This window comes from Ancylobacter sp. TW_SC_1 (assembly GCF_056836805.1).
This window is the reverse complement of the sequence record NZ_CM166365.1, coordinates 4,608,372-4,629,788: the sequence shown is the minus strand read 5'-3', so window position 1 is coordinate 4,629,788 and position 21,417 is coordinate 4,608,372. Positions and strand designations below refer to the sequence as shown.

The following is a 21,417-nucleotide window of genomic DNA, read 5'->3' as shown; positions in this document are numbered from 1 at the left end:
CCCGTGCCCGGCGCCCGGCGCCTTCCGGCGCTCGGCGCGGCCCTGTTCGGCCAGATGCTGCTTGGACTGAGCCTGGCCCTCGCCCCCGCCGCGGCACAGGAGCCGGCGCCGCCGGCCGCCCCGGAAGCGAGCGCGCCCGCCGCGACGCAGTGGCGGCACGGCCTGTCGCTGATGGGCCAGCCGAGATATCCCGCCGACTTCAAGCATTTCGACTATGTGAAACCGGACGCGCCGAAAGCCGGGCTGCTGCGCATGTCGGTCGACGGAACTTTCGATTCGCTCAATGACATCGTCCCGCGCGGCACGCCGGCAGCCGGGCTTCAGCTCATCTACGACACGCTGATGACGCCTGCCCTTGATGAAGTGGCGACGGAATACGGCCTGCTGGCAGAGGCCGTGAGCTATCCGGCGGATTTCTCCTCCGTCACCTACCGGCTGCGCCCGCAGGCGAAGTGGCATGACGGTCAGCCGATCACGGCGGACGACGTCGTCTGGTCCTTCGAACAGCTCACCAAGAACAGTCCCCGGCAGGCCTACTATTACAGCCATGTCAAATCGGCCGCGAAAACCGGTGAGCGCGAGGTGACCTTCACCTTCGATCAGGCGGGCAACCGCGAACTGCCGCAGATCGTCGGCCAGATCCGTGTCATGCCCAAGCACTGGTGGACCAGCACGGACGCGAACGGCAAGCCGCGCGACATCAGCCAGGGCACGCTGGAAGTGCCGCTCGGCTCCGGCCCCTACAAGGTCAAGCAGGTCCTCCCCGGCCGCTCCATCTCCTTCGAGCGGGTGCCGGACTATTGGGCGAAGGACCTGCCGGTGAACATCGGTACCAACAATTTCGCCGAACAACGCTACGAGTATTTCCGCGATTCGACGGTGGAGCTGGAGGCCTTCAAGGGCGACCAGTATGATTTCCGCGTCGAGACGTCGGCCAAGGACTGGGCCACCGCCTACAACTTCCCGGCGGTGAAGGAAGGCAAGGTCATCCTCGAGGAGTTTCCCGACCGCGCCTCCGGCTCCATGCAGGCCTTCATCCCGAACCTGCGGCGCGAGAAGTTCCAGGACCAGCGGGTGCGCCGCGCGCTCAACCTGGCGCTCGATTTCGACGGCATGAACCGCACGCTGTTCTTCGGCCAGTACAAGCGCACATCGAGCTATTTCCAGAACACCGAACTCGCTTCCTCCGGCCTGCCGCAGGGGCTGGAACTGGAGATTCTGGAAGGCGTGAAGGACAAAGTGCCGGCGAGCGTCTTCACCACGCCCTACAGCAACCCGGAAGGCTGGAGCGAGGGCCTGCGGCGCGGCAATCTGCGCGAGGCGGCAAATCTGCTGCGCCAGGCCGGCTACGAGGTGAAGGGCGGCAAGCTGGTGAATGCGAAGGGCGAGCCCTTCACGATGGAGATCCTGCTGTCGAACCCAGCTTTCGAGCGTGTCGCGCTGTTCTACAAGCCCAGCTTGGAGCGGCTCGGCATCACCGTGAATGTCCGGCAGGTCGATCTCTCGCAATATATCAACCGGCTGCGCGCCCGCGACTACGACATGATCATCGCAGGCTGGGGCCAGTCGCTCTCGCCGGGCAACGAGCAGCGCGACTTCTGGGGCTCGGCCGCCGCCGATCGCGAGGGTTCGGGCAATTATGCCGGCATCAAGGATCCCGGCGTCGACGCGCTGATCGAGAAGGTGATCTACGCCAAGGACCGCGATGAACTGGTCGCCGCCACGCGGGCGCTCGACCGCGTGCTGCTGGCGCATGACTATGTGATCCCGAGCTGGAACTATCCCAATACCCGCACCGCGCGCTGGAACCGCTTCGGCCGCCCGGCGGAGCTGCCGAAATATTCCTTCGGCTTCCCCGACATCTGGTGGTGGGACGCGCAGAAGGCTGCCGAGACCGGAGGCACGCAGTGAAGGGTCTTACCTTTCCGTCGTCATCCCGGCTGGCGGCGGAGCCGGAGAGCCGGGATCGTTATCCAGTTCGCTCGTCCTCGGCACGCGATCCCGGATCGGCCGTTTCGGCCGTCCGGGATGACGGGTTCACCCTGTCCCGCCGATCCATCCTCGCCCTCGCCGCCGGCGCCGGGGCGGTCTTCGCCCTGCCGCGCCGCGGCTTCGCGCAGACGGCACCGGAATTCGGCCCCGAGCGCCACGGCCTCTCGGTCTTCGGCGATCTGAAATATCCTGCCGACTTCGCCCATTTCGACTATGTCGACCCGGAGGCGCCCCAAGGCGGCACCTTCTCGCAGGTCGGGCCGACGGCGGCGTTCAACCAGTCCTTCCAGACCTTCAATTCGCTGAACGGCTATATCCTCAGGGGCGATGGCGCCCAGGGCATCGACCTCACCTTCGACACGCTGATGGTGCGCGCCTTCGACGAGCCGGACGCCATTTACGGGCTGGTGGCCAGGAGCGTCGCCATCTCGCCGGACGGCACGCTCTACCGCTTCCGCCTGCGGCCGGAAGCCCGCTTCCACGACGGGTCGAGGCTCACCGCCGAGGATGTCGCTTTCTCGCTCAACCTGCTCAAGGCCAAGGGGCATCCCATCATCGCGCAGAATCTGCGCGACATGGAGGGCGCCGAGGCCGAGGGCGAGGAGGTGCTGGCGGTGCGCTTCGCGCCGAAGCGGGCGCGCGACGTGCCGCTCTTCGTTGCCTCGCTACCGATCTTCTCCAAGGCCTATTACAGCGTGAAATCCTTCGAGGAGAGCACGCTGGAGCCGCCGCTCGGTTCGGGCGCCTACAAGGTCGGGCGCTTCGAGCCCGGGCGCTACATCGAGTACCAGCGTGTCGCGGACTACTGGGGCAAGGACCTGCCGGTCAGCGCCGGGGTGAACAATTTCGACGTGGTGCGCTACGAGTATTTCCGCGACCGCGAGGTCGGCTTCGAGGCGTTCAAGGCGCGGGCCTATCTCTTCCGCCAGGAATTCACCTCCCGTACCTGGGCGACCGGCTACGATTTCCCGGCGCTACGAGAGGGCAAGGTGAAGCAGGAGATCCTGCCTGACCGCACGCCCTCGGGCGCGCAGGGCTGGTTCCTCAACCTGCGCCGGCCGCAATTCGCCGATCCGCGCGTACGCGAGGCGCTGTCCTACGCCTTCGACTTCGAGTGGACCAACAAGAACCTTATGTACGGCGCCTATCACCGCACAACGTCGTTCTTCGAGAATTCCGACCTGAAGGCGGAAGGCCCGGCCGGGCCGGACGAGGTCGCGTTGATCGCGCGCATCAGTGACCGGCTCGCCCCTGAGGAAGTCGCCGTCCTGAAGGCGCCGCCCTGGAGCCCGCCGGTGTCGGACGGCTCGGGACAGGACCGGGCGCTGCTGCGCAAGGGCACGACATTGCTGCGCGAGGCGGGCTGGACGATCCGCGATGGCCGGCTGGTCGACCCCCAGGGCAAGCCGCTCACCATCGAGTTTCTCGACGACGAGAACGGGCTGGAGCGCCATACCGCCCCCTTCGTCAAGAATCTCAGGCTGCTCGGCATCGAGGCCCATTTCCGCCTCATCGACTCGCCGCAGTACCAGCGACGGCTCAATGATTTCGACTTCGACGCTACGGTGCGGCGTTTCTCCGTCTCGACGGTGCCGGGGGAGTCGCTGCGCAACTATTTCGGCTCGAGCGCGGCGAAGACGTCGGGCTCCAACAACCTGTCCGGCATCGACGACCCGGTGGTCGATCTGCTGATCGAGGAGGTCATCGCCGCGCCCACGCGCGGCGAGCTGCGCACCGCCTGCCGTGTGCTCGACCGCCGCCTGCGGGCGGGTCGTTACTGGGTGCCGCAATGGTATTCGGCTGAGTTCCGCATCGCCTTCTGGGACGAGTTCGCCTGGCCCTCGACGCAGCGTCCGACCTATGCCCGCGCGATCCCGGAAATCTGGGCGGCGCGCCAGAGGTCGGCGGGGTGAATGGTTCACGAAGCACCGTCATCCTGAGGTGCGCGCGCAGCGCGCCTCGAAGGATGTTCACTTCAGCGTGCCCGAGACTTCCATCCTTCGAGGCCGCCTGCGACGGCACCTCAGGATGACGTCGATGCGTAAGGCCAGACAACAGGCAACGCCTCCGCATGAACGGACGTTAAGTTGACGCGGTAGCGCCCGACCTCCACCTTGTGCGCCGGGATCGAAAGGTCCGGCGGAGGAAACCCGAACGCATGCTTGCCTATATCGTCCGACGCCTCGCTCTGATGGTGCCGACCGTCATCGGCATCATGCTGATCTCCTTCGCGGTGGTGCAGTTCGCGCCCGGCGGTCCGGTCGAGCGCGTGATCGCCGAATTGACCGGGGAGGGCACCTCCGCCACGGCGCGCATCTCCGGTGGCGGCGGCGATTTCGGCGGCATGCAGCAGGGTGGCGCGACGGGCGATCCGGTGTCGTCGAAATATCGCGGCGCGCAGGGGCTCGACCCCGCCTTCATCAAGGAGCTGGAGAAGCAGTTCGGCTTCGACAAGCCAGCCTATGAGCGCTTCGCCCTGATGATGTGGAACTATGCCCGCTTCGACTTCGGGCGCTCCTATTTCCGCGACATCTCGGTCATCGACCTGATCGGCGAGAAGATGGCGGTCTCCATCTCGCTCGGCCTGTGGATGACGCTGATCACCTACGCCATCTCGATACCGCTCGGCATCGCCAAGGCGGTGCGCGACGGCTCGCGCTTCGATGTGTGGACCTCGGCGGTGATCATCGTCGGCTACGCCATACCGAGCTTCCTGTTCGCCATCCTGCTGATCATCCTGTTCGCCGGCGGCTCCTTCTTCTCCTGGTTCCCGTTGCGAGGACTGACCTCGGACAATTGGGACCAGCTCTCGCTCGGGGCGAAGATCCTCGACTATTTCTGGCATCTGGCTCTGCCGATCACCTCGATGGTGCTGGGCGCCTTCGCCACCATGGCGCTGCTGACCAAGAACTCGTTCCTCGACGAGATCCGCAAGCAATACGTCGTTACCGCGCGGATGAAGGGCCTGTCCGAGCGCGCGGTGCTCTATCGCCATGTGTTCCGCAACGCCATGCTGATCATCATCGCCGGCTTTCCCGGCGCGTTCGTGGCTGCCTTCTTCTCCGGCTCGCTGCTGATCGAGACCATCTTCTCGCTCGACGGCCTCGGCCTGCTCGGCTTCGAGAGCGTGCTCAACCGCGACTATCCCGTGGTCTTCGCCAATCTCTACATCTTCTCGCTGGTCGGCCTCGTGGTGAACCTCATCTCCGATCTCACCTATACCTGGGTCGATCCGCGCATCGACTTCGATACGCGGGACGTCTGAGCATGGACGCCGCCAACACCGTCCTGCCGCCGGGCGCCGCCCCGTCCACCCCGCCGGCGCCGGAAGAGCCGCGCCGCTCGCGCCTGTCGCCGATCAATGCGCGGCGCCTAGCCAATTTCCGCCGGAACCGGCGCGGCCTGTGGAGCTTCTGGATCTTCTCCGTGCTGTTCGTGCTGAGCCTCGGCGCGGAGTTCATCGCCAATGACAAGCCGTTCCTCGTCGAGTTCGACGGTGGCTACTATTTCCCGGCATTCAAGGCCTACCCCGAGACCGCCTTCGGCGGCGACTTCGAGACCGAAGCCGATTACCGCGACCCCTATCTGCAGAAACTGATCGCGGAGAAGGGCGGCTGGATCGTCTGGCCGCCGATCCGCTACAGCTATTCCACGCATAATCTCGACCTGCCGACGCCGGCCCCCTCGCCGCCGACCTGGATGCTGACCGACGCGCAATGCCAGCCGGTGGTGGAGCGGCTCGGGCTCAAGGGTGGCTGTGACGCGCTCGAATGGAACTGGCTCGGCACCGACGACCAGGGGCGCGACGTGCTGGCGCGGCTGATCTACGGCTTCCGCCTCTCCGTGCTGTTCGGCCTGATCCTCACCATCATCTCCTCCGTCATCGGCGTCGCCGCCGGCGCGGTGCAGGGCTATTTCGGCGGCTGGACCGACCTGATCTTCCAGCGCTTCATCGAGATCTGGACCTCGATTCCCGCGCTTTATTTGCTGCTGATCATCTCCTCGATCCTCGCGCCGGGCTTCTGGGTGCTGCTGGGAATCCTGCTGCTGTTCTCCTGGGTGTCGCTGGTCGGGCTGGTGCGGGCGGAGTTCCTTCGTGCGCGCAACTTCGAGTATGTGCAGGCGGCGCGGGCGCTGGGGGTGTCGAATGGCATCATCATGTGGCGGCATATGCTGCCCAATGCGATGGTGGCGACGCTGACCATGCTGCCCTTCATCGTCTCGTCCTCGGTGATGACGCTGACCGCGCTCGACTTCCTCGGCTTCGGCCTGCCGCCCGGCTCGCCCTCGCTCGGCGAATTGCTGGCGCAGGGCAAGTCCAACGTCCAGGCGCCCTGGCTCGGCCTGACCGGCTTCTTCACCGTGGCGATGATGTTGAGTCTGCTCATCTTCATCGGTGAAGCCGTGCGCGACGCCTTCGATCCGAGGAAGACCTTCCAGTGAGCGAGGCCCCGTTGACCGACGCCCCCCTTCTCTCCATCCGCGACCTGTCCGTCGCCTTCGCGCAGGGCGGACGGACCACGCTCGCGGTCGACCATGTGTCCTTCGACCTCCGACGCGGGGAGACGGTCGCGCTGGTGGGCGAGAGCGGTTCCGGCAAGTCGGTGACGGCGCTCTCGGTGCTGAAGCTGCTGCAATACCCTGCTGCAAGTCACCCCTCGGGCCAGGTGCTGTTCCACGGCGAGGACCTGCTGGCGATGGCCGAGCCCGACATCCGCCGGGTGCGCGGCAACGACATCACCATGGTGTTCCAGGAGCCGATGACCTCGCTCAATCCGCTGCACACGGTGGAGCAGCAGATCGCCGAGATCCTGTTCCTGCATCGTGGCATGCGCGGGCCGGCGGCGCGGGCGCGGGTGATCGAGCTGCTCACCGAGGTCGGCATTCCCGAGCCGGAGACGCGGCTCGGCTCCTACCCGCACCAGCTCTCCGGCGGCCAGCGCCAGCGCGTGATGATCGCCATGGCGCTCGCCAACGAGCCGCAGCTGCTCATCGCCGACGAGCCGACCACCGCGCTCGACGTCACCGTGCAGGCGCAGATCCTCAAGCTGCTGAAGGATCTCCAGCGCCGGCTCGGCATGGCGATGCTGTTCATCACCCATGACCTCGGCATCGTGCGCAGGATCGCCGACCATGTCTGCGTGATGAACCATGGCCGCATCGTCGAGGCGGCGCCGGTGGCGGAGCTCTTCGCCGATCCGAAGCATCCCTATACCCGCGCGCTCATCGCCGCCCAGCCGCGCGGCAATCCGGCCTCGCCGCATCCGGAGGCGCCGGTGGTGCTGGAGGCGAAGGATCTCAAGGTCTGGTTCCCGATCAAGGCCGGGGTGATGCGCAAGACCGTCGGCCACATCAAGGCGGTGGATGGCATCTCGGTCGAGATCCGGCGCGGCGAGACGCTGGGCGTGGTGGGCGAGAGCGGCTCCGGCAAGACCACGCTCGGCCTCGCCTTGCTGCGGCTGATCTCCAGCGTCGGCCCCATCGTCTTCATGGGCCAATCGATCGACACGCTCGGCTACCGGCAGATGCGCGCGCGGCGGCGCGAGATGCAGGTGGTCTTCCAGGACCCGTTCGGCTCGCTGAGCCCGCGCATGTCGATCGCCGACATCATCGGCGAGGGGCTGCGGGTGCATCAGCCAAGGCTTACCGCCGAGGAGCGCGACGCCCGCGTGATCGCGGCGCTGCAGGACGTCGGTCTCGAGGCGGAAAGCCGCCATCGCTACCCGCACGAATTCTCCGGCGGCCAGCGCCAGCGCGTCGCCATCGCGCGCGCCATCGTGCTGGAGCCCTCCTTCATCGTGCTCGACGAGCCGACCAGCGCGCTGGACATGATCGTGCAGGCGCAGATCGTCGATCTGCTGCGCGATCTGCAGCACAAGCGCAGCCTGACCTATCTCTTCATCAGCCACGATCTGCGCGTGGTCGCCGCGCTTGCCTCGCGGGTGATGGTGATGAAGGGGGGCGTGGTGGTGGAGCAGGGGCCGGCCGCCGAGCTGTTCGCCGCGCCGAAGACCGACTATACGCGCGCCCTGTTCGCGGCGGCCTTCAACATCGAGACCGAGACGGGCGCCTGAAGCGCTCGCGCCGGCACCCGGCACGCATTTCTGACACGGATTCCATCGCATGAACGAACGGGCGAAGATCGGCACGCTGGCCGATCGTTCCATCGACCTCGATCTGACCGGGCCGACCTCGGTCGGCAGCGGCTTTCGGCCCTATCACCGTTTCGTCGCGACCTTCGACGGATCCGGCGGGGCGCGGCTGCGCCAGCAACGCGACATATTGCGGGTCGGGCCGGTGGTCGCGGTGCTTGCCTATGACCCGCAGGCGGCCTGCTTCGTGATGATCCGGCAGTTCCGCCTCGGCGCGGAGCTCGCGACCGGGGTCGGCGAGCTGGTCGAGGTGGCCGCCGGGCTCGTCGATCCCGGCGAGGCGGCCGAGACCGCCGCGCGCCGCGAATGCGTCGAGGAGATCGGCGTCGCGCCGCGCGCGCTGCTGCCGGCGACGCGGTTCATGCCGACGCCGGGCGTGACCGACGAATTCGCCACGCTCTATCTGGGACTGGTCGATTCCACGCAGGTGCCGGCTGAGGCGGGCGAGCCGGGCGAGACCGAGCTGACGCATCCCTTCCTGGTGCCGGTGGACGAGGCGCTGGCGTGCCTCGACGCGCCGTTTCCGGGGCCCGTCACCAATGCTTTCGTACTGATCGCCCTGCAATGGTTCGCGCTGAACCGGGCGCGCGTCGACGCCTTCGTCGCCGCGCATCACTAGAATTTCTCCAGCGAACTCCCGTTCACGGAACTTCTCCATCTCATTGATTTTACGCGCGTTCCTGATGCGACACGGAATCCGCTTCGCTCGAAGACGTTCCCGCTAGGCATGAACGGCGGTTTAAGATATCGTAAGAGTTGTCTTGCGTCATTCTTCGCGTATCTGACGAAGGGGAGTGCTATGCAAACTGAACAGTCGGTGTCGCGTGATGTTCCTTGGCAAGAACGCAGGTGGGACGTGGCCCGCCGGAGTTTGGATGACCTTCTAACCATGGCGCAGCGCTATCATAGCGAAGGTCAGATGTGTCAGGCTGCGGATCTATACTGGGAGCTGTCGAAAGAGCATCCGACCGCGTCTCATTCAATCGAGGCGGAAGAGGGGCTTCTGAGAATGGCGGAGACTTATGAGCGCAATGGTTCGCACTATTTGGCGCGCGCCATCTTGGAGCGTCTCAGCGCTTTGGCCTGAACAAGTTCAGTGGAAGTTCAATCGCCATGCGCCTCGCCTGCTCTGCTGCGGGGCGCGGAGTGTGGTGGCGGGTGCCTGAACAGGAAACACCTTCTGCCGTCCTTATGATTTCAGGTATATCGCCCCCGCTACGGCACACGCGCCGCTAACGTCCTGGGAGAGCGTTTTTCCGATCAGGCGGAAATACTTGATCGACAGGAAAACGTCTAAAGCCGCTTCACGCTGCGCAGCGGGGTGCCGCCAGCCTCGATGCGGGACAGGGCGGCACTGAGGGGCTCGCGTACCACGGACATGAAATAGGCCGTGGCGTGCAGCAGCGTTTCGTCGTCTTCCACGATGCCGACATGGCCGGGCCAGTAGAGCAGGTCGCCGCGACGCAGTTCCCCGGGCTCGCCGGAGAAGGCCACGGGCGTTCCGACCGCGTTTTCCTGCATGTCGGTGTCGCGCGGGCAGGCGATGCCGCAGGCATTCAGCGCGACCTGCACGAGACCCGAGCAGTCGAGCCCGAGGCTGGAGCGCCCACCCCAGAGATAGGCGGCGCCGAGGAAACGGGCGGCGACGTCGACGAAGTCGCGCTCATTCGTATCGAGCGGGGCGAGGTGGCCGGCGAAGACGAAGCCGCCGGAGGTGGTCACCGCAAAGCGCTCACGCGTGCCGGTGATCGTCAGCCGGCTGCCGAGGGAGAGAAGATCGCCCGGCGGCAGCTTGATGCTGGGGCCGGGAAAGACCGGCGTGCGCAGCGCCACGACCTTGTGCGTCGCCGGCACGCCCGCGGGAGCGAGCGCCTCGGCAGGCAGCCAGCCGACATAGCGATCGGCGTCGAGCTGGCCCCAGGCCCAGCCTTCCGTCGTCGTCTCGTAGACCGTGACCGTCTCGCCGGACAGCGCCTCCGTCACCAGCGGGGCCATCGGGTCCGGCTCCCTGCGGACCGGCACGCCGGGGCGGGCGACATGGAACGGTTCGCCCGCCACGAAGCGCGCCGCCGTCACGCGGCCCTCGAGATGGAGGGCGGCGAGGTCGGGCCGGGCGGGCGTCAGGCGAGGGTCTAGGTCAGGCGGCAGGTCGGTGGTCAAGGTCGATGTCATCTTGGCAGGGAGCGCGCGGTGGCGACCACGAGATCGCCGAGCCGCTCCACATGGAGCGCACCCTCCACCGTACGCTGGATGATGACGTTCCGTCGATCCGCCTCGTCGCGCCGGCGCGAGACCAGACCGAGCTGGCCCATGGTGTCGAGCGCGCGGGTGATGACCGGCTTGGTGACGCCGAGCCGCGCGGCGAGGCCGCGCACCGTATGCGGCGGGGCTTCGAGATAGACGCTGAGCAGGATGGCGAGCTGGCGCGGGCTGAGGTCCGGCGCGTCGTCGCGGACCTGCGCGAGCGAAAGCTCGTGCAGGAGGCGCAACGCCTGCGATGGGCGCAACTCGACCGCCATGGTCCTTCCCCGGTCCGCAGTCGTTACGGCTGCGGATTGTTCCCGGACTATGGCGACGTCGCGACGAAGAAATTGTTAACGGGCGCGCGATTCTACCGCTGCGTCAGGCGCCGAAGCGCTCGGCGATCAGCGCGTCGAGCGCCCGGATCGTCTGCGCCTCGCCGCCCTCGGGCCGGCCGGGCCGCGAGGAGGGGTTCCAGGCATAGATGTCGAGATGCAGCCAGGCCCCGGCCCGCGCGACGAAACGCTGGAGGAACAGCGCGGCGGTGATCGAGCCGGCGAAGCCGCTGCCCGGCGCGTTGTTCAGGTCGGCGATCTTGCTGTCGAGCATCAAGGCATAGGGCCGCCAGAGCGGCATGCGCCAGGACGGGTCGGCCTCCGCGGCACCGTGGCGGGCGAGGTCGGCGGCCAGCGCCTCGTCATCGGTATAGGCCGGCGGCAATTGCGGGCCGAGCGCGACGCGGGCGGCGCCGGTCAGCGTGGCGAAGTCGATCAGCAGTTCCGGCGCTTCCTCATCCGCGAGGCTGAGCGCATCGGCGAGGATCAGCCGGCCCTCGGCATCGGTGTTGCCGATCTCGACGGTGAGGCCCTTGCGCGAGGGGAAGACGTCGCCGGGGCGGAAGGCCGAGCCGTCGATGGCGTTTTCCACCGCGGCGATGATCAGGCGCAGCCGCACCGGCAACCCGCGCGCCATGATCATCAGGGCCAGGCCGATCGCGTTGGCCGCGCCGCCCATGTCCTTCTTCATCAGCAGCATGCCGCTCGACGGCTTGATGTCGAGGCCGCCGGTGTCGAAGGCGACGCCCTTGCCGACCAGCGTCACCTTGGGGGCGTTCGCCTCGCCCCAGCTCAGGTCGATGAGGCGGGGCGCACGTGGGCTGGCACGGCCGACGGCGTGGATCAGCGGGAAGTTGGCGGCCAGCAGGTCGTCGCCGACGGTGACGTTCACATCGGCGCCGAAGCGGGCGGCGAGCGCACGCACCGCCGCCTCGATCTCGGCCGGGCCGAGATCATTGGCCGGCGTGTTGACGAGGTCGCGCGTCAGCGCCACCGCCTCGGCGGTACGGGTGAGATAATCCACGTCGACGTCTTCGGGCGCGACGAGGCGGATGTCGGCGCCGGCCGCCTTGCCGTAGCGGGTGAAGCGATAGCCGCCGAGCAGCACGCCCAGCACCGCGAGGCGCGGATCGGCGGGCGACCGTGCGAGGACATAGTCCCCGGCCGGCAGCGCCGTGGCCAGCTTGCCGAAGGCGAGCGGGTCGTGCGGGGCCTCCCCGCAGCCGAACAGGACGCCGGCGATCGCGCCGTCCGCCGCCGGCAGGACGAGCAGCGCGCCGGCATCCGCCTTGAAGCCGTTCGCCTCGGCGAAGGCTGCGGCCGGAGCGGGGATGTCGCCGGCGACCTCGCGCCAGTTCTGCGGGGTGACGCACCAGATCGGGCGGGGAGTTGCGGCCTCGTCGGCCTGGATCAATTGCACGCCCATCACCTCGTCTCTCTCGGTCGTCAGGCGACGGCCAGCTCGAACCCGCCATTCTCGATCAGATAGACGGCGCCCTGGCGTACCGGCAGCTCCACCGCATCGGCCGCCGGCATGCCGGCGAAGGCGTGCAGCATGGCGCGCACCACGCCGCCATGCGTCACCACCACGCTGTCGCCGGCGAGCTCGCCGATGGCCGCCAGCACGCGCGCGGAAAGCGCGGCATAGCTCTCGCCGCCCGGCGGCGCGTAGTTCCAGGGGTCGGCGTCGCGCGCGGCCAGGCTGACCGGGTCGCGCCGGCGCAGCTCCGGCCAGGTCGAGCCTTCCCAGCGGCCGAAACCGATCTCGCGCAGGCGCGGGTCGCGGCGGAAGCCGTCCGGCTGCAGGCCGAGCTCGGCGCGCAGGATGGCCATGGTCTGCGAGGCACGGCTGAGCGGGCTCGCCACGAAGTCGAGGCTGGCGGCCCCCCCGCTCAGGCGGTCGACCACCCGCGCGGTATCGGCCGCCTGCTCGCGGCCGAGATCGTTGAGCGGGATATCATGCGAGCCTTGCAGGCGGCCGGCGAGGTTCCAGTCGGTCTCGCCGTGGCGGACGAGGAAGATGCGTCGGGTCATTTCTGCGGAAAGCTCACGACATGAGTGTAGCTGATCCGCTTGAAGGGGTAGGAGACGCGCAGCGTCGCCGTGGCACCCGCCGGGGCGCGGCCCTTGTAGGTGACCAGCACGCCGCCGACCGTCTTTCCGAGGCAGCCATGCGCGCCGCCGTCGACGCCCGTCGCGGTGAACTTGCCGATGCTGAAATTCAGCTTCACCCCCGGCGGCACGGAGAGTGCCTTCACCTGCGGCGCCTGCGTCATCTGGCACAGCGAATCGGCGGAGCCGGCGGCGAAGATGACGGGGCCGTTGCCGCCGCCGGTCAGATAGCCGCGCCGGTCGAAATCGTTGCGCCCGCCGCTGGGGCTCACATAGCCGGGGAAGATCGCGCCGCCGAAGCCGAAGATGCGGTTCATGAGCGGGTATTGCTGGAAGTTCGGCGGCACGCCGCTGTCCTGCGCATCCGGTGGCGGCACATAGGGCAGGCCGGAGAGGCCCGAGCCCGGCGGAGGCCCTATGATGATGGGGTCGGTCTGCGCCGCGGCGGGCGCCGGAGCGCCGGCCAGCGCGCCGACCGCGAGCGCGGCTGCCGTCAGCAGGGAACGGGAGAGCTGGGAAAGGGCAGCCTTGGTCATGCGCGTGCTCCGCGGGTGGATCGGCTCAGTCGCGCTCGAGGGTGAGATCGGGCGCGTCGGGATTCTTCATGCCGACGATGTGGTAGCCGGCGTCGACATGATGAATTTCTCCGGTCACGGCGCGGCCGAGATCGGAAAGGAGATACATGCCGGTGTCGCCGACCTCGTCGATGGTGACGGTGCGCCGCAGCGGCGCGTTGAGCTCGTTCCACTTGAGGATGTAGCGGAAATCGCCGATGCCGGACGCCGCCAGCGTCTTGATCGGGCCGGCGGAGATGGCGTTGACGCGTATGTTCTTCGGGCCGAGATCGGCAGCGAGGTAGCGCACGCTCGCCTCCAGCGCCGCCTTGGCGACGCCCATGACGTTATAGTGCGGCATCCACTTCTCGGCGCCGTAATAGGTGAGCGTCAGCATCGAGCCGCCATTGGTCATCAGCTTCTCGGCGCGCTGGGCGACGGCCGTGAAACTGTAGCAGGAGATCAGCATGGTCTTGCTGAAATTCTCCGCCGTGGTGTCGACATAGCGGCCGTCGAGCTCGTTCTTGTCGGAGAAGGCGATGGCGTGGACGAGGAAGTCCAGCCCGCCGAGCTGGCGCTCGGTTTCCGCGAACACCGCGTCGATGGTCGCCGGGTCGGTGACGTCGCAATGGCCGACGATGGCGGCATCGAGTTCGGCGGCCAGCGGCTCGACGCGCTTCCTCAGCGGTTCGCCCTGATAGGTCAAGGCGAGCTTGGCTCCCTGTGCGTGGGCTGCCTTGGCTATGCCCCAGGCGATGGAGCGGTTGTTCGCCACTCCCATCACCAGGCCGCGCTTGCCGCTCATCAATCCGCCAGATGCCATGCTGGTCACGCCATGCTCCGTAGCCGTTATCCACCTTACGATGGCGAGGTTCCTATCGCACAGCAGCAAGACCCGCTCAAGCGAGCGGTGGACATGGCTGTCCGGCGCGGCTCAGCCTGTGCCGTCGCGGCGGCGGCGCATCAGCTCCTCCAGCTCGGTGTCCGGCGCCTCGGGCAGCATGATTCGCATGGTCGCGAGCAGGTCGCCGGCGGCGCCGTCGCCCTTGGGCAGTCCCTTGCCGCGCAGGCGGAAGGTGCGGCCGGAATTGGTCCGGGCCGGCACGGACAGCTCGACGTCGCCGCCGAGCGTGGGCACCCGCACCTTGCCGCCGAGCACGGCATCGGCCAGCGGCAGGGAGACATCGGCGCGCAGATCCGAGCCCTCGACGCGGAAATGGCGGTGCGGGGCGTAGGAGACCACGACATAGGCATCGCCCGGCGCGCCGCCGAAGGGGCTGGGCTCGCCCTGTCCCTTCAGCCGCATGCGATGGCCTTCCATCACGCCGGCGGGAATCTTCACCTCGACCGTCCGGCCGTTCGGCAGGTGGACCTTGACCGCGCCACCCTCGACCACGCGCTCCAGAGACACCGGCACGGTGATCTCGACGTCGCCGCCACGCGGCATCTCGCCGCCGCCGGCTCCCCGGCCGCGGCCACGCCTGCCGAGAATGTCGGCGATCACGTCGTCGAAGCCGCCGGCGTCGTGCGGGCCGTGCCCCGACTGGCGCATGCCGTCCGGGCCGAAGGAGAAGCTCTCATAGACGGACTCGCCCTGCGGGCCGCGACGGAAGCCGCGATGAGGCCCGCCCGCGCCGCCGGGGAAGCCCTCGAAGCCGCGCGGCTTGCCTTCGGCGTCGATCTCGCCGCGGTCGTACTGGCCGCGCTTCTCGACATCCGACAGGATCTCGTGCGCCGAGTTCAGTTCGGCGAACTTCTCCTGTGCCTTCGGATCGTCCTTGTTGGCGTCCGGATGCAGCTTCTTGGCGTGGCGCCGAAAGGCGCGCTTTATCTCGTTCTGGTCGGCGTTACGGGCGACGCCGAGGATGTCATAGGGATCGCGCATGGATGATGATCTCGTCCGGCGGTTCCGGCTCTCCTGTGCATGTAGGCACAGTGTTGCCGGCATGCAACGGTGACGATGGCGCGATGTGGCCTGTCGCGCCCGGCGCTCGCCTCACCCCCGCTCCAGAAGGCGGGCCTGGTCCACCTTCCAGCCGCCCTTGCCCGCCTTGCAGGCTTCGCCCTGAAGCCATTCCTCATTTGCCTCGCGCACGAAGCTCATCAGGAACTCGCGGCATTTGCCGCGGCCTTCGGACGCGGTCTCGCCGAGCGGCGTGACCGTGCCGCGCGTGGCGCTGGCATAGTTTTCCCATGGCACGCTCGGGGCCTTGGCCTTCTCGCTCAGCGCCTCGGCGAGCGCCGTGCGGGCGGCGGCCCAGTCGTCATCGGCGATCTGCTTGGGCACCGGCTCGCGCGCCAGGGTGCGGGCCGGGATCGAGCCGGTCGTCATCGTGTCGACGGGCGGCGTGCCGGCGCAGCCGGCAAGCAGGAGCGCGGCGCCGACCAGGCCCGCGCGCGATGGTGCTGTGCGGAAGCGCGCGGGGCGCTTATATGAGGAGCCGGCCCGCGTCGCATCCTGCGCCGCTCGCGTCCGCCACCTGTGGAACGTGCCCATGGGTCCTGTGGTCCAACTGCCCGAAGATGCCGTTATGGAAGCCTCCGAAGAGTTAACATCCGGTGATTTCACGACCTCGACGGAGCCGTTTCGGCTTTTCGAGGAATGGTTTGCCGAGGCGAAGGAGAAGGAGCCGAACGATCCGAACGCCATGGCGCTGGCCACGGTCGACGCCGACGGGCTGCCGGACGTGCGGATGGTGCTGCTGAACCAGCGCGATGAACGCGGCTTCGTGTTCTTCACCAATACGGGCAGTGCCAAGGGCCGCGAGCTGGCGGCGGTCGCCAAGGCGGCGGCGGTGTTCCACTGGAAGTCGCTGCGCCGGCAGATCCGGCTGCGCGGCCCGGTCGAGACGGTGAGCGATGCCGAGGCCGACGCCTATTTCGCCAGCCGGCCGCGCCTGTCGCAGATCGGTGCCTGGGCGAGCCAGCAGTCCCGCCCGCTGGAAGGGCGCTTCGCGCTCGAGGCGGCGGTCGCCCGCTACACGGCGCAGTACGCGCTGGGTGCCGTTCCGCGCCCGCCGCATTGGACGGGCTTCCGCATCCGTCCGGTCCAGATCGAGTTCTGGCACGACCGCCCGTTCCGGCTGCACGACCGCATCGTCTTCCGTCGCGACGCGCCCGACGCGGCCGGCTGGACCAGGACCCGACTTTTCCCCTGAGCGGCTTTGTTCCTGACATGGCCCCGTCGCTGAGCTAAGACAACCATCATGACCTCCAATCAGCCTCGCCGTACTCTCCTGCTCACCGGCGCCTCGCGCGGGATCGGCCATGCGACCGTCAAGCGGTTCTCGGCCGCCGGATGGCGCGTGATCACCTGCTCGCGCCATCCCTTCCCGGAAAACTGTCCGTGGGAGATGGGGCCGGAGGACCACATCCAGGTCGACCTCTCCGATGCGCAGGACACGTTGCGTGCGGTCGAGGAGATCCGCAGCCGCCTGCCGAGCGGCGAGCTGCACGCGCTGGTCAACAACGCCGCCATTTCGCCCAAGGGGCCTGGCGGGTCGCGGCTGGGCACGCTCAACACGCCGGAGGAAGACTGGCGCCGGGTGTTCCAGGTGAACTTCTTCGCGCCGATCCTGCTGGCGCGCGGCCTGCTGGAGGAGCTCAAGCGCACGCATGGCGCGGTGGTGAACGTCACCTCCATCGCCGGCTCGCGGGTCCATCCCTTCGCCGGGGCGGCCTACGGGACCTCCAAGGCGGCACTGGCCGGGCTGACGCGCGAGATGGCCGCCGATTTCGGCCCGCTCGGCGTGCGGGTGAACGCCATCGCACCGGGCGAGATCGACACCTCGATCCTCTCGCCGGGCACCGAGAAGATCGTCGAGCAGATTCCGATGCAGCGCCTCGGCACGCCGGACGAAGTGGCGAAGATCATCTACGTGCTGTGCACGGAGACCTCGTCCTATCTGAACGGGGCGGAAATCCACATCAATGGCGGCCAGCACGTCTGAGGCAGCTCTTAACGTCCCGCAGTCATTCCGGATCGGCCTGCGGCCGTCCGGGATGACTGGTCGTCGCCTCAAAGCCACCGCTTCCATTTGAAGAACAGATAAGGCACCACGGCCGCCGCGAGCATGGCGATGAGCGCGAGCGGGTAGCCCCAGCGCTCGTCCAGTTCCGGCATGTGCTGGAAGTTCATGCCGTAGACCGAGGCGATCAGGGTCGGCGGCATCAGCACCACCGAGAGCACCGCGAAGATCTTGATGATGTTGTTCTGCTCGATGCTCACCATGCCGAGCGTCGCGTCGAGCAGGAAGGTGATCTTGTTGCCGAGATAGCTGAGATGGTCGCTCAGCGAGGCGACGTCGCGCTGCATGCTCTTCAGCATCGCCCGCTGCTCCTTGTCGAAGCGCTGCCCCTCGCCCTCGGTGGCGAGGAAGGTGACGACGCGCCCCATGGAGACGAGGCTCTCGCGCACCTTGGAGGCGAGGTCGCCGCGCCGCCCGAGCAGCTTGAGGATGACACGGAAACGCTGGCTGTCACCGGCGCGCGAGGATTCGCGCTCGAAGATCTGGCGCGAAATGCCGTCAATGTCTCCCGACAATCGCTCGATGATGTCGGCGGCGCGGTCGATGATGGTGTCGAGCAGGATGAGCAGCAGCCGGTCGCCCCTCATCCCGCCGGGACAGGCCCGGTCGAGCTTGGCGACGACGAGGCGGAAGGGCTTGGGCTCGTCATAGCGCACGGTGGTCAGCCGGTTGCCGCCCAGGATGAAGGAGATTTCGGCCAGCGCCGGGCGCTCGCCCTCGCTGTTGCAGACGATGGAGCCGGTCATGTAGCGCGCGCCGTCCTCCACCCGCAGGCGGCTCGATGGCTCGATCTCGACCATTTCCTCGCGCGTGGGCACCGAGATGCCGAGCGCGGCCTCGATCACGCGGTCCTCGCCTTCGCTCGGCCGGAACAGGTCGACCCAGACGGCATCGGGCGGAATCTGCCCGCCCGGCGGGACGGGAACGGAAGCGAGTACGCCGTCGCGCACGCAATAGGCGGTGATCATGGCCTCTCCGACGTTACGGTGCCGACCATGCAATGGAACAAAGCCAGTTGCTAGCCGGCCCTCCGCCGTCGGCAGCGGGCCGGTTTCGTACGTTTCATCCCGGCCGGCTCAGCCGGCGAAACCCTTCCGCCGCCGACGCGCCATGAGGCGGCGTCCGGTCGGGAGCGTTGCGTCTTCCATCGGCTCTGGGAGATGAGGCGGCGTCTGGCGGCACGGCCCTGCGGCCGGCGGCGTCAGGCCGCGAAATATTCTACGTCGCGAAGCGTGACGACTTTGGCTTCCGAATTTTCGGTCCGCGCCGCGCCCGGAACGGGGGCATCGGATACCGTCTTCTTGTCGGTGGCGTAGCGGGCGGCGGCGGCAACCGCGGAAATGCCGATCTCGCGCCAATGAGCGCTCTGTTGCGAACGTTCCCAACGCTCGCTCGGCCGGCTTTCCTGGGCCGGGCTTTCTTCGGTAGACATGTCTTTCTCCAAGTGTTCGTCGCCGTTTTTCGTGCGACTGCCGACGAAGTGGGCGCCGACTGCGTCAAAAATATGCAGAGTCGAGGTCGGAGGTAAGGCCTCTCGTTACGTAGCCGGGTTTTGGCGGGCTTTTTCGACCTCTTCCAACGGAACTGAGGTTTTTTCGCAACAATTTCCGGCGACGAAGCGGTGGCCGCGATGTGGCCCCTTCAAGGCAGGTCTTACATGGGCTAATCGACGTGTACGAGATGGTGGGCACGCGTGTCGCGTGGCGGGATTCGGAGCATTGATCATGGTTTTGCGCGGGGCGGTAGTTGTCCTGTTGGCGGTTCTCTTGGGCGCGTGCAGCAATTCGCAGCGCCAGCCGGCGCCGGAAGCGTCGTTGACGCCGCGGGACAAGAAGCTCCTGGCCAACACGCCGTATCAGAAAGTGTTGCCGCCGGAGATGTACCAGCGCGCGATCGTCGACTATGCCGGCACGGAGAAGCCCGGCACGATCGTCGTCGATACCGACCGCAAGTATCTCTATTTCGTCGAGAACGGCGGCAAGGCGATCCGCTACGGCGTGACCGTCGGTGAGGAAGGCCTCGCCTTCAAGGGCGACGCCAAGGTTGGCCGCAAGGTCGAATGGCCGACCTGGACGCCGACCCCCGAGATCAAGGAGCGCATCGCCGGCGTGCCGAGCTTCGTCGGCCCCGGCCCGCACAACCCGATGGGTGCGCGCGCCCTCTACCTCTACCAGGGCAACAAGGACACGCTGTTCCGCATCCACGGCACCAACCAGCCGGAATATATCGGCCAGGCGATCTCCTCCGGCTGCATCCGCATGCTGAACGAGGACGTGATCGACCTCTACACCCGCGTGCCGCAGGGTACGAACGTCGTCGTGCTCTGACGCTGACGCGAACGATCAACGAAAAGGGCGCTGCCGCCGGCAGCGCCCTTTTTTTGTCTCCGCCACCCGACGGATGCCTTGGCTACGGATGCCCTGGTTACGAATGCCTTTGTGACGTCATCCCGGATGGCCAAAGGCCGATCCGGGACCCCCGGCCGCTCTTTTTCCTTCACGCGATCCCGGCTCTCCGCCGCGCTGCGGGGCCGGGATGACGGCTTCATCGGGGCGCGGGGGGCGATACCCGCGGGGGCCGTCGCCCGCCCCGTCGGCTCACGCCGCCAGCAGGTTCTCGCGCACGACGTAGTCGAGCGTCTTGTCGAGTGCGCGGGTGATGCGGTCGAACAGGTCGTCGATCTCGGCCGGCGAAATGACAAGCGGCGGGCAGATGGTGACGGCGTCGCCGAACACGTTGCGCAGGATCAGCCCTTCCTGCTGGCAGAAGCCGACGCATTTGGCGGCAATGCCCAGCTTGGGGTCGAACTGTCGCTTGGACTTCTTGTCGGCCACCAGCTCGACCGCGGCGACGAGGCCGGCCCCGCGCGCCTCGCCGACCAGCGGATGGTCTTCCAGCGCGGCGCGGCGGGCGCTGAACTGCGGGATCTTCGCCCGCACCCGCTCGAAGATGCTCTCGCGCTCATAGATCTCCAGCGTCTTCACCGCCACGGCGGCCGCCACCGGATGGCCCGAATAGGTGTAGCCGTGGCCGAAGCTGCCGAGCTTGGTGCTCTCCTGCAGCATGGCCTGATACATGTCCTCGGGAATCATCACGCCGCCGATCGGCTGGTAGGCCGAGGACAGCGCCTTGGCGATCGAGATCGAGTCGGGCTTCATCTCCATCGCCTCGCTGCCAAAGGCAGTGCCGAGGCGGCCGAAGCCGGTGATGACCTCGTCGGCGATGAAGAAGACGTCGTACTTCTTCAGCACTTCCTGGATCTTCGGGTAGTAGGTCTTCGGCGGCACGATGACGCCGCCGGCGCCCAGCACCGGCTCGGCGATGAAGGCAGCGACCGTCTCGGGGCCCTCGGCGATGATCAGCGCCTCGAGGTCGGCGGCGAGGCGGGTGGCGAAATCCTCCTCGCTCTCGCCCTCTTCCGCGAGCCGGTAATAATGCGGGCAGGTGGTGTGCCGCACGCCGGCGATCGGCAGGTCGAAATCATTGTGGTTGCCGGCGAGGCCGGTCAGCGAGGCCGAGGCGATGGTGACGCCGTGATAGGCCCGCATGCGGGAGATGATCTTCTTCTTCTTCGGCCGGCCGAGCGCGTTGTTCATGTACCAGACGAGCTTCATCTGGGTGTCGTTGGCTTCCGAGCCGGAGCAGGTGAAGAACACCTTGGAGATCGGCACGGGGGCCATCTCCTTGAGCTTTTCCGCGAGCTCGATCGCGGGGTCGTGGCTCTTGCCGCCGAAGATGTGGGTGAAGGGCAGCTTGCGCATCTGCGTCGCCGCCGCCTCGACGAGTTCCTCGTTGCCGTAGCCGAGCGCCGTGCACCAGAGGCCGGCCATGCCTTCGAGATAAGGCTTGCCGTCGACGTCGTACACCCAGACGCCCTTGCCGCGCTCGAGGATCAGCGGTCCCGTCTCGCGCACCGCGACGAGGTTGGTGTAGGGGTGGATCAGCGTCTCGACATCGCGAGCCTGAAGATTGGTGAGCATGGCAGCAACTCCGGCGGCCGAGG

Annotated in this window: 21 protein-coding genes; 10 read left to right on the top strand and 11 right to left on the bottom strand. The window is 67.5% G+C overall.

Annotated elements, in window-relative coordinates; all coding sequences use genetic code 11:
* Positions 1 to 54: 54 nt before the first annotated feature.
* From AC1PZ7_RS21945 to AC1PZ7_RS21915, 7 genes are all read left to right on the top strand, one after another.
* Positions 55 to 1,911 (top strand): extracellular solute-binding protein, encoded by a 1,857-nt coding sequence (locus AC1PZ7_RS21945; RefSeq protein WP_482359696.1) that lies wholly within the window; start codon positions 55 to 57, stop codon positions 1,909 to 1,911.
* 131 nt (positions 1,912 to 2,042) lie between these two features.
* Positions 2,043 to 3,905 carry an extracellular solute-binding protein gene (locus AC1PZ7_RS21940; protein ID WP_482359695.1) on the top strand — a complete coding sequence of 621 codons (1,863 nt, stop codon included), beginning with the start codon at positions 2,043 to 2,045 and terminating at the stop codon, positions 3,903 to 3,905.
* Positions 3,906 to 4,150: 245 nt separating this feature from the next.
* Complete coding sequence (locus AC1PZ7_RS21935) at positions 4,151 to 5,257, top strand: microcin C ABC transporter permease YejB (protein WP_482357302.1); 1,107 nt, start codon at positions 4,151 to 4,153, stop codon at positions 5,255 to 5,257.
* 2 nt (positions 5,258 to 5,259) lie between these two features.
* Positions 5,260 to 6,435, top strand: a complete 1,176-nt coding sequence (locus AC1PZ7_RS21930) for an ABC transporter permease (RefSeq protein ID WP_482357301.1) — start codon at positions 5,260 to 5,262, stop codon at positions 6,433 to 6,435.
* Positions 6,432 to 8,066, top strand: a complete 1,635-nt coding sequence (locus AC1PZ7_RS21925) for an ABC transporter ATP-binding protein (protein ID WP_482357300.1) — start codon at positions 6,432 to 6,434, stop codon at positions 8,064 to 8,066. Before AC1PZ7_RS21930 ends, AC1PZ7_RS21925 begins: the two co-directional genes overlap by 4 nt.
* Positions 8,067 to 8,115: 49 nt before the next feature.
* The gene (locus AC1PZ7_RS21920) at positions 8,116 to 8,763 is read left to right on the top strand and encodes an NUDIX domain-containing protein (RefSeq protein ID WP_482357299.1); all 648 of its coding nucleotides are present in this window, start codon (positions 8,116 to 8,118) and stop codon (positions 8,761 to 8,763) included.
* Between the two features lie 180 nt (positions 8,764 to 8,943).
* A complete protein-coding gene (locus AC1PZ7_RS21915; protein ID WP_482357298.1) occupies positions 8,944 to 9,231 on the top strand; it encodes a hypothetical protein in 288 nt (95 codons plus the stop codon).
* 206 nt (positions 9,232 to 9,437) lie between these two features.
* Here the strand turns inward: AC1PZ7_RS21915 and AC1PZ7_RS21910 are convergent, their stop codons facing one another.
* The 8 genes from AC1PZ7_RS21910 to AC1PZ7_RS21875 all read right to left on the bottom strand — a co-directional run bounded on the left by AC1PZ7_RS21910 (position 9,438) and on the right by AC1PZ7_RS21875 (position 15,883).
* The gene (locus tag AC1PZ7_RS21910; RefSeq protein WP_482357297.1) at positions 9,438 to 10,316 is read right to left on the bottom strand and encodes a C40 family peptidase; all 879 of its coding nucleotides are present in this window, start codon (positions 10,314 to 10,316) and stop codon (positions 9,438 to 9,440) included.
* Positions 10,313 to 10,663 carry a MarR family transcriptional regulator gene (locus AC1PZ7_RS21905; protein ID WP_482357296.1) on the bottom strand — a complete coding sequence of 117 codons (351 nt, stop codon included), beginning with the start codon at positions 10,661 to 10,663 and terminating at the stop codon, positions 10,313 to 10,315. The genes AC1PZ7_RS21910 and AC1PZ7_RS21905 overlap by 4 nt, the downstream gene beginning before the upstream one ends.
* A gap of 103 nt (positions 10,664 to 10,766) precedes the next feature.
* Positions 10,767 to 12,146 (bottom strand): leucyl aminopeptidase family protein, encoded by a 1,380-nt coding sequence (locus AC1PZ7_RS21900; protein WP_482357295.1) that lies wholly within the window; start codon positions 12,144 to 12,146, stop codon positions 10,767 to 10,769.
* Positions 12,147 to 12,166: 20 nt separating this feature from the next.
* The gene (locus AC1PZ7_RS21895) at positions 12,167 to 12,754 is read right to left on the bottom strand and encodes a histidine phosphatase family protein (protein ID WP_482357294.1); all 588 of its coding nucleotides are present in this window, start codon (positions 12,752 to 12,754) and stop codon (positions 12,167 to 12,169) included.
* Positions 12,751 to 13,368, bottom strand: coding sequence for a hypothetical protein (locus tag AC1PZ7_RS21890; protein WP_482357293.1), 618 nt, complete (start codon positions 13,366 to 13,368; stop codon positions 12,751 to 12,753). The genes AC1PZ7_RS21895 and AC1PZ7_RS21890 overlap by 4 nt, the downstream gene beginning before the upstream one ends.
* A 25-nt stretch (positions 13,369 to 13,393) precedes the next feature.
* A complete protein-coding gene (fabI, locus tag AC1PZ7_RS21885; RefSeq protein WP_482359694.1) occupies positions 13,394 to 14,209 on the bottom strand; it encodes an enoyl-ACP reductase FabI in 816 nt (271 codons plus the stop codon).
* 111 nt (positions 14,210 to 14,320) lie between these two features.
* Positions 14,321 to 15,271 (bottom strand): DnaJ C-terminal domain-containing protein, encoded by a 951-nt coding sequence (locus tag AC1PZ7_RS21880; RefSeq protein WP_482357292.1) that lies wholly within the window; start codon positions 15,269 to 15,271, stop codon positions 14,321 to 14,323.
* 111 nt (positions 15,272 to 15,382) lie between these two features.
* The gene (locus AC1PZ7_RS21875) at positions 15,383 to 15,883 is read right to left on the bottom strand and encodes an RT0821/Lpp0805 family surface protein (protein ID WP_482357291.1); all 501 of its coding nucleotides are present in this window, start codon (positions 15,881 to 15,883) and stop codon (positions 15,383 to 15,385) included.
* A 34-nt stretch (positions 15,884 to 15,917) separates the two neighbouring features.
* On the opposite strand from AC1PZ7_RS21875, the gene pdxH reads away from it, so the two are divergent.
* Positions 15,918 to 16,544, top strand: coding sequence for a pyridoxamine 5'-phosphate oxidase (pdxH, locus tag AC1PZ7_RS21870; protein WP_482357290.1), 627 nt, complete (start codon positions 15,918 to 15,920; stop codon positions 16,542 to 16,544).
* A 48-nt stretch (positions 16,545 to 16,592) separates the two neighbouring features.
* Positions 16,593 to 17,336 (top strand): SDR family NAD(P)-dependent oxidoreductase, encoded by a 744-nt coding sequence (locus AC1PZ7_RS21865; RefSeq protein ID WP_482357289.1) that lies wholly within the window; start codon positions 16,593 to 16,595, stop codon positions 17,334 to 17,336.
* Positions 17,337 to 17,404: 68 nt separating this feature from the next.
* Here the strand turns inward: AC1PZ7_RS21865 and AC1PZ7_RS21860 are convergent, their stop codons facing one another.
* Both AC1PZ7_RS21860 and AC1PZ7_RS21855 read right to left on the bottom strand, forming a co-directional pair.
* The gene (locus AC1PZ7_RS21860; protein ID WP_482357288.1) at positions 17,405 to 18,382 is read right to left on the bottom strand and encodes a magnesium transporter CorA family protein; all 978 of its coding nucleotides are present in this window, start codon (positions 18,380 to 18,382) and stop codon (positions 17,405 to 17,407) included.
* Between the two features lie 233 nt (positions 18,383 to 18,615).
* On the bottom strand, positions 18,616 to 18,846 hold the full coding sequence (locus AC1PZ7_RS21855; RefSeq protein ID WP_482357287.1) for a hypothetical protein: 231 nt from the start codon (positions 18,844 to 18,846) through the stop codon (positions 18,616 to 18,618).
* A gap of 292 nt (positions 18,847 to 19,138) precedes the next feature.
* Here AC1PZ7_RS21855 and AC1PZ7_RS21850 point away from each other — a divergent pair, with 292 nt between their 5' ends.
* Positions 19,139 to 19,741: a L,D-transpeptidase gene (locus AC1PZ7_RS21850; RefSeq protein ID WP_482357286.1), complete on the top strand. Its 603-nt coding sequence runs from the start codon at positions 19,139 to 19,141 to the stop codon at positions 19,739 to 19,741.
* Positions 19,742 to 20,011: 270 nt separating this feature from the next.
* Here AC1PZ7_RS21850 and AC1PZ7_RS21845 read toward each other — a convergent pair whose 3' ends face one another.
* Positions 20,012 to 21,394, bottom strand: coding sequence for an aminotransferase (locus AC1PZ7_RS21845; RefSeq protein ID WP_482357285.1), 1,383 nt, complete (start codon positions 21,392 to 21,394; stop codon positions 20,012 to 20,014).
* Positions 21,395 to 21,417 lie beyond the last annotated feature (23 nt).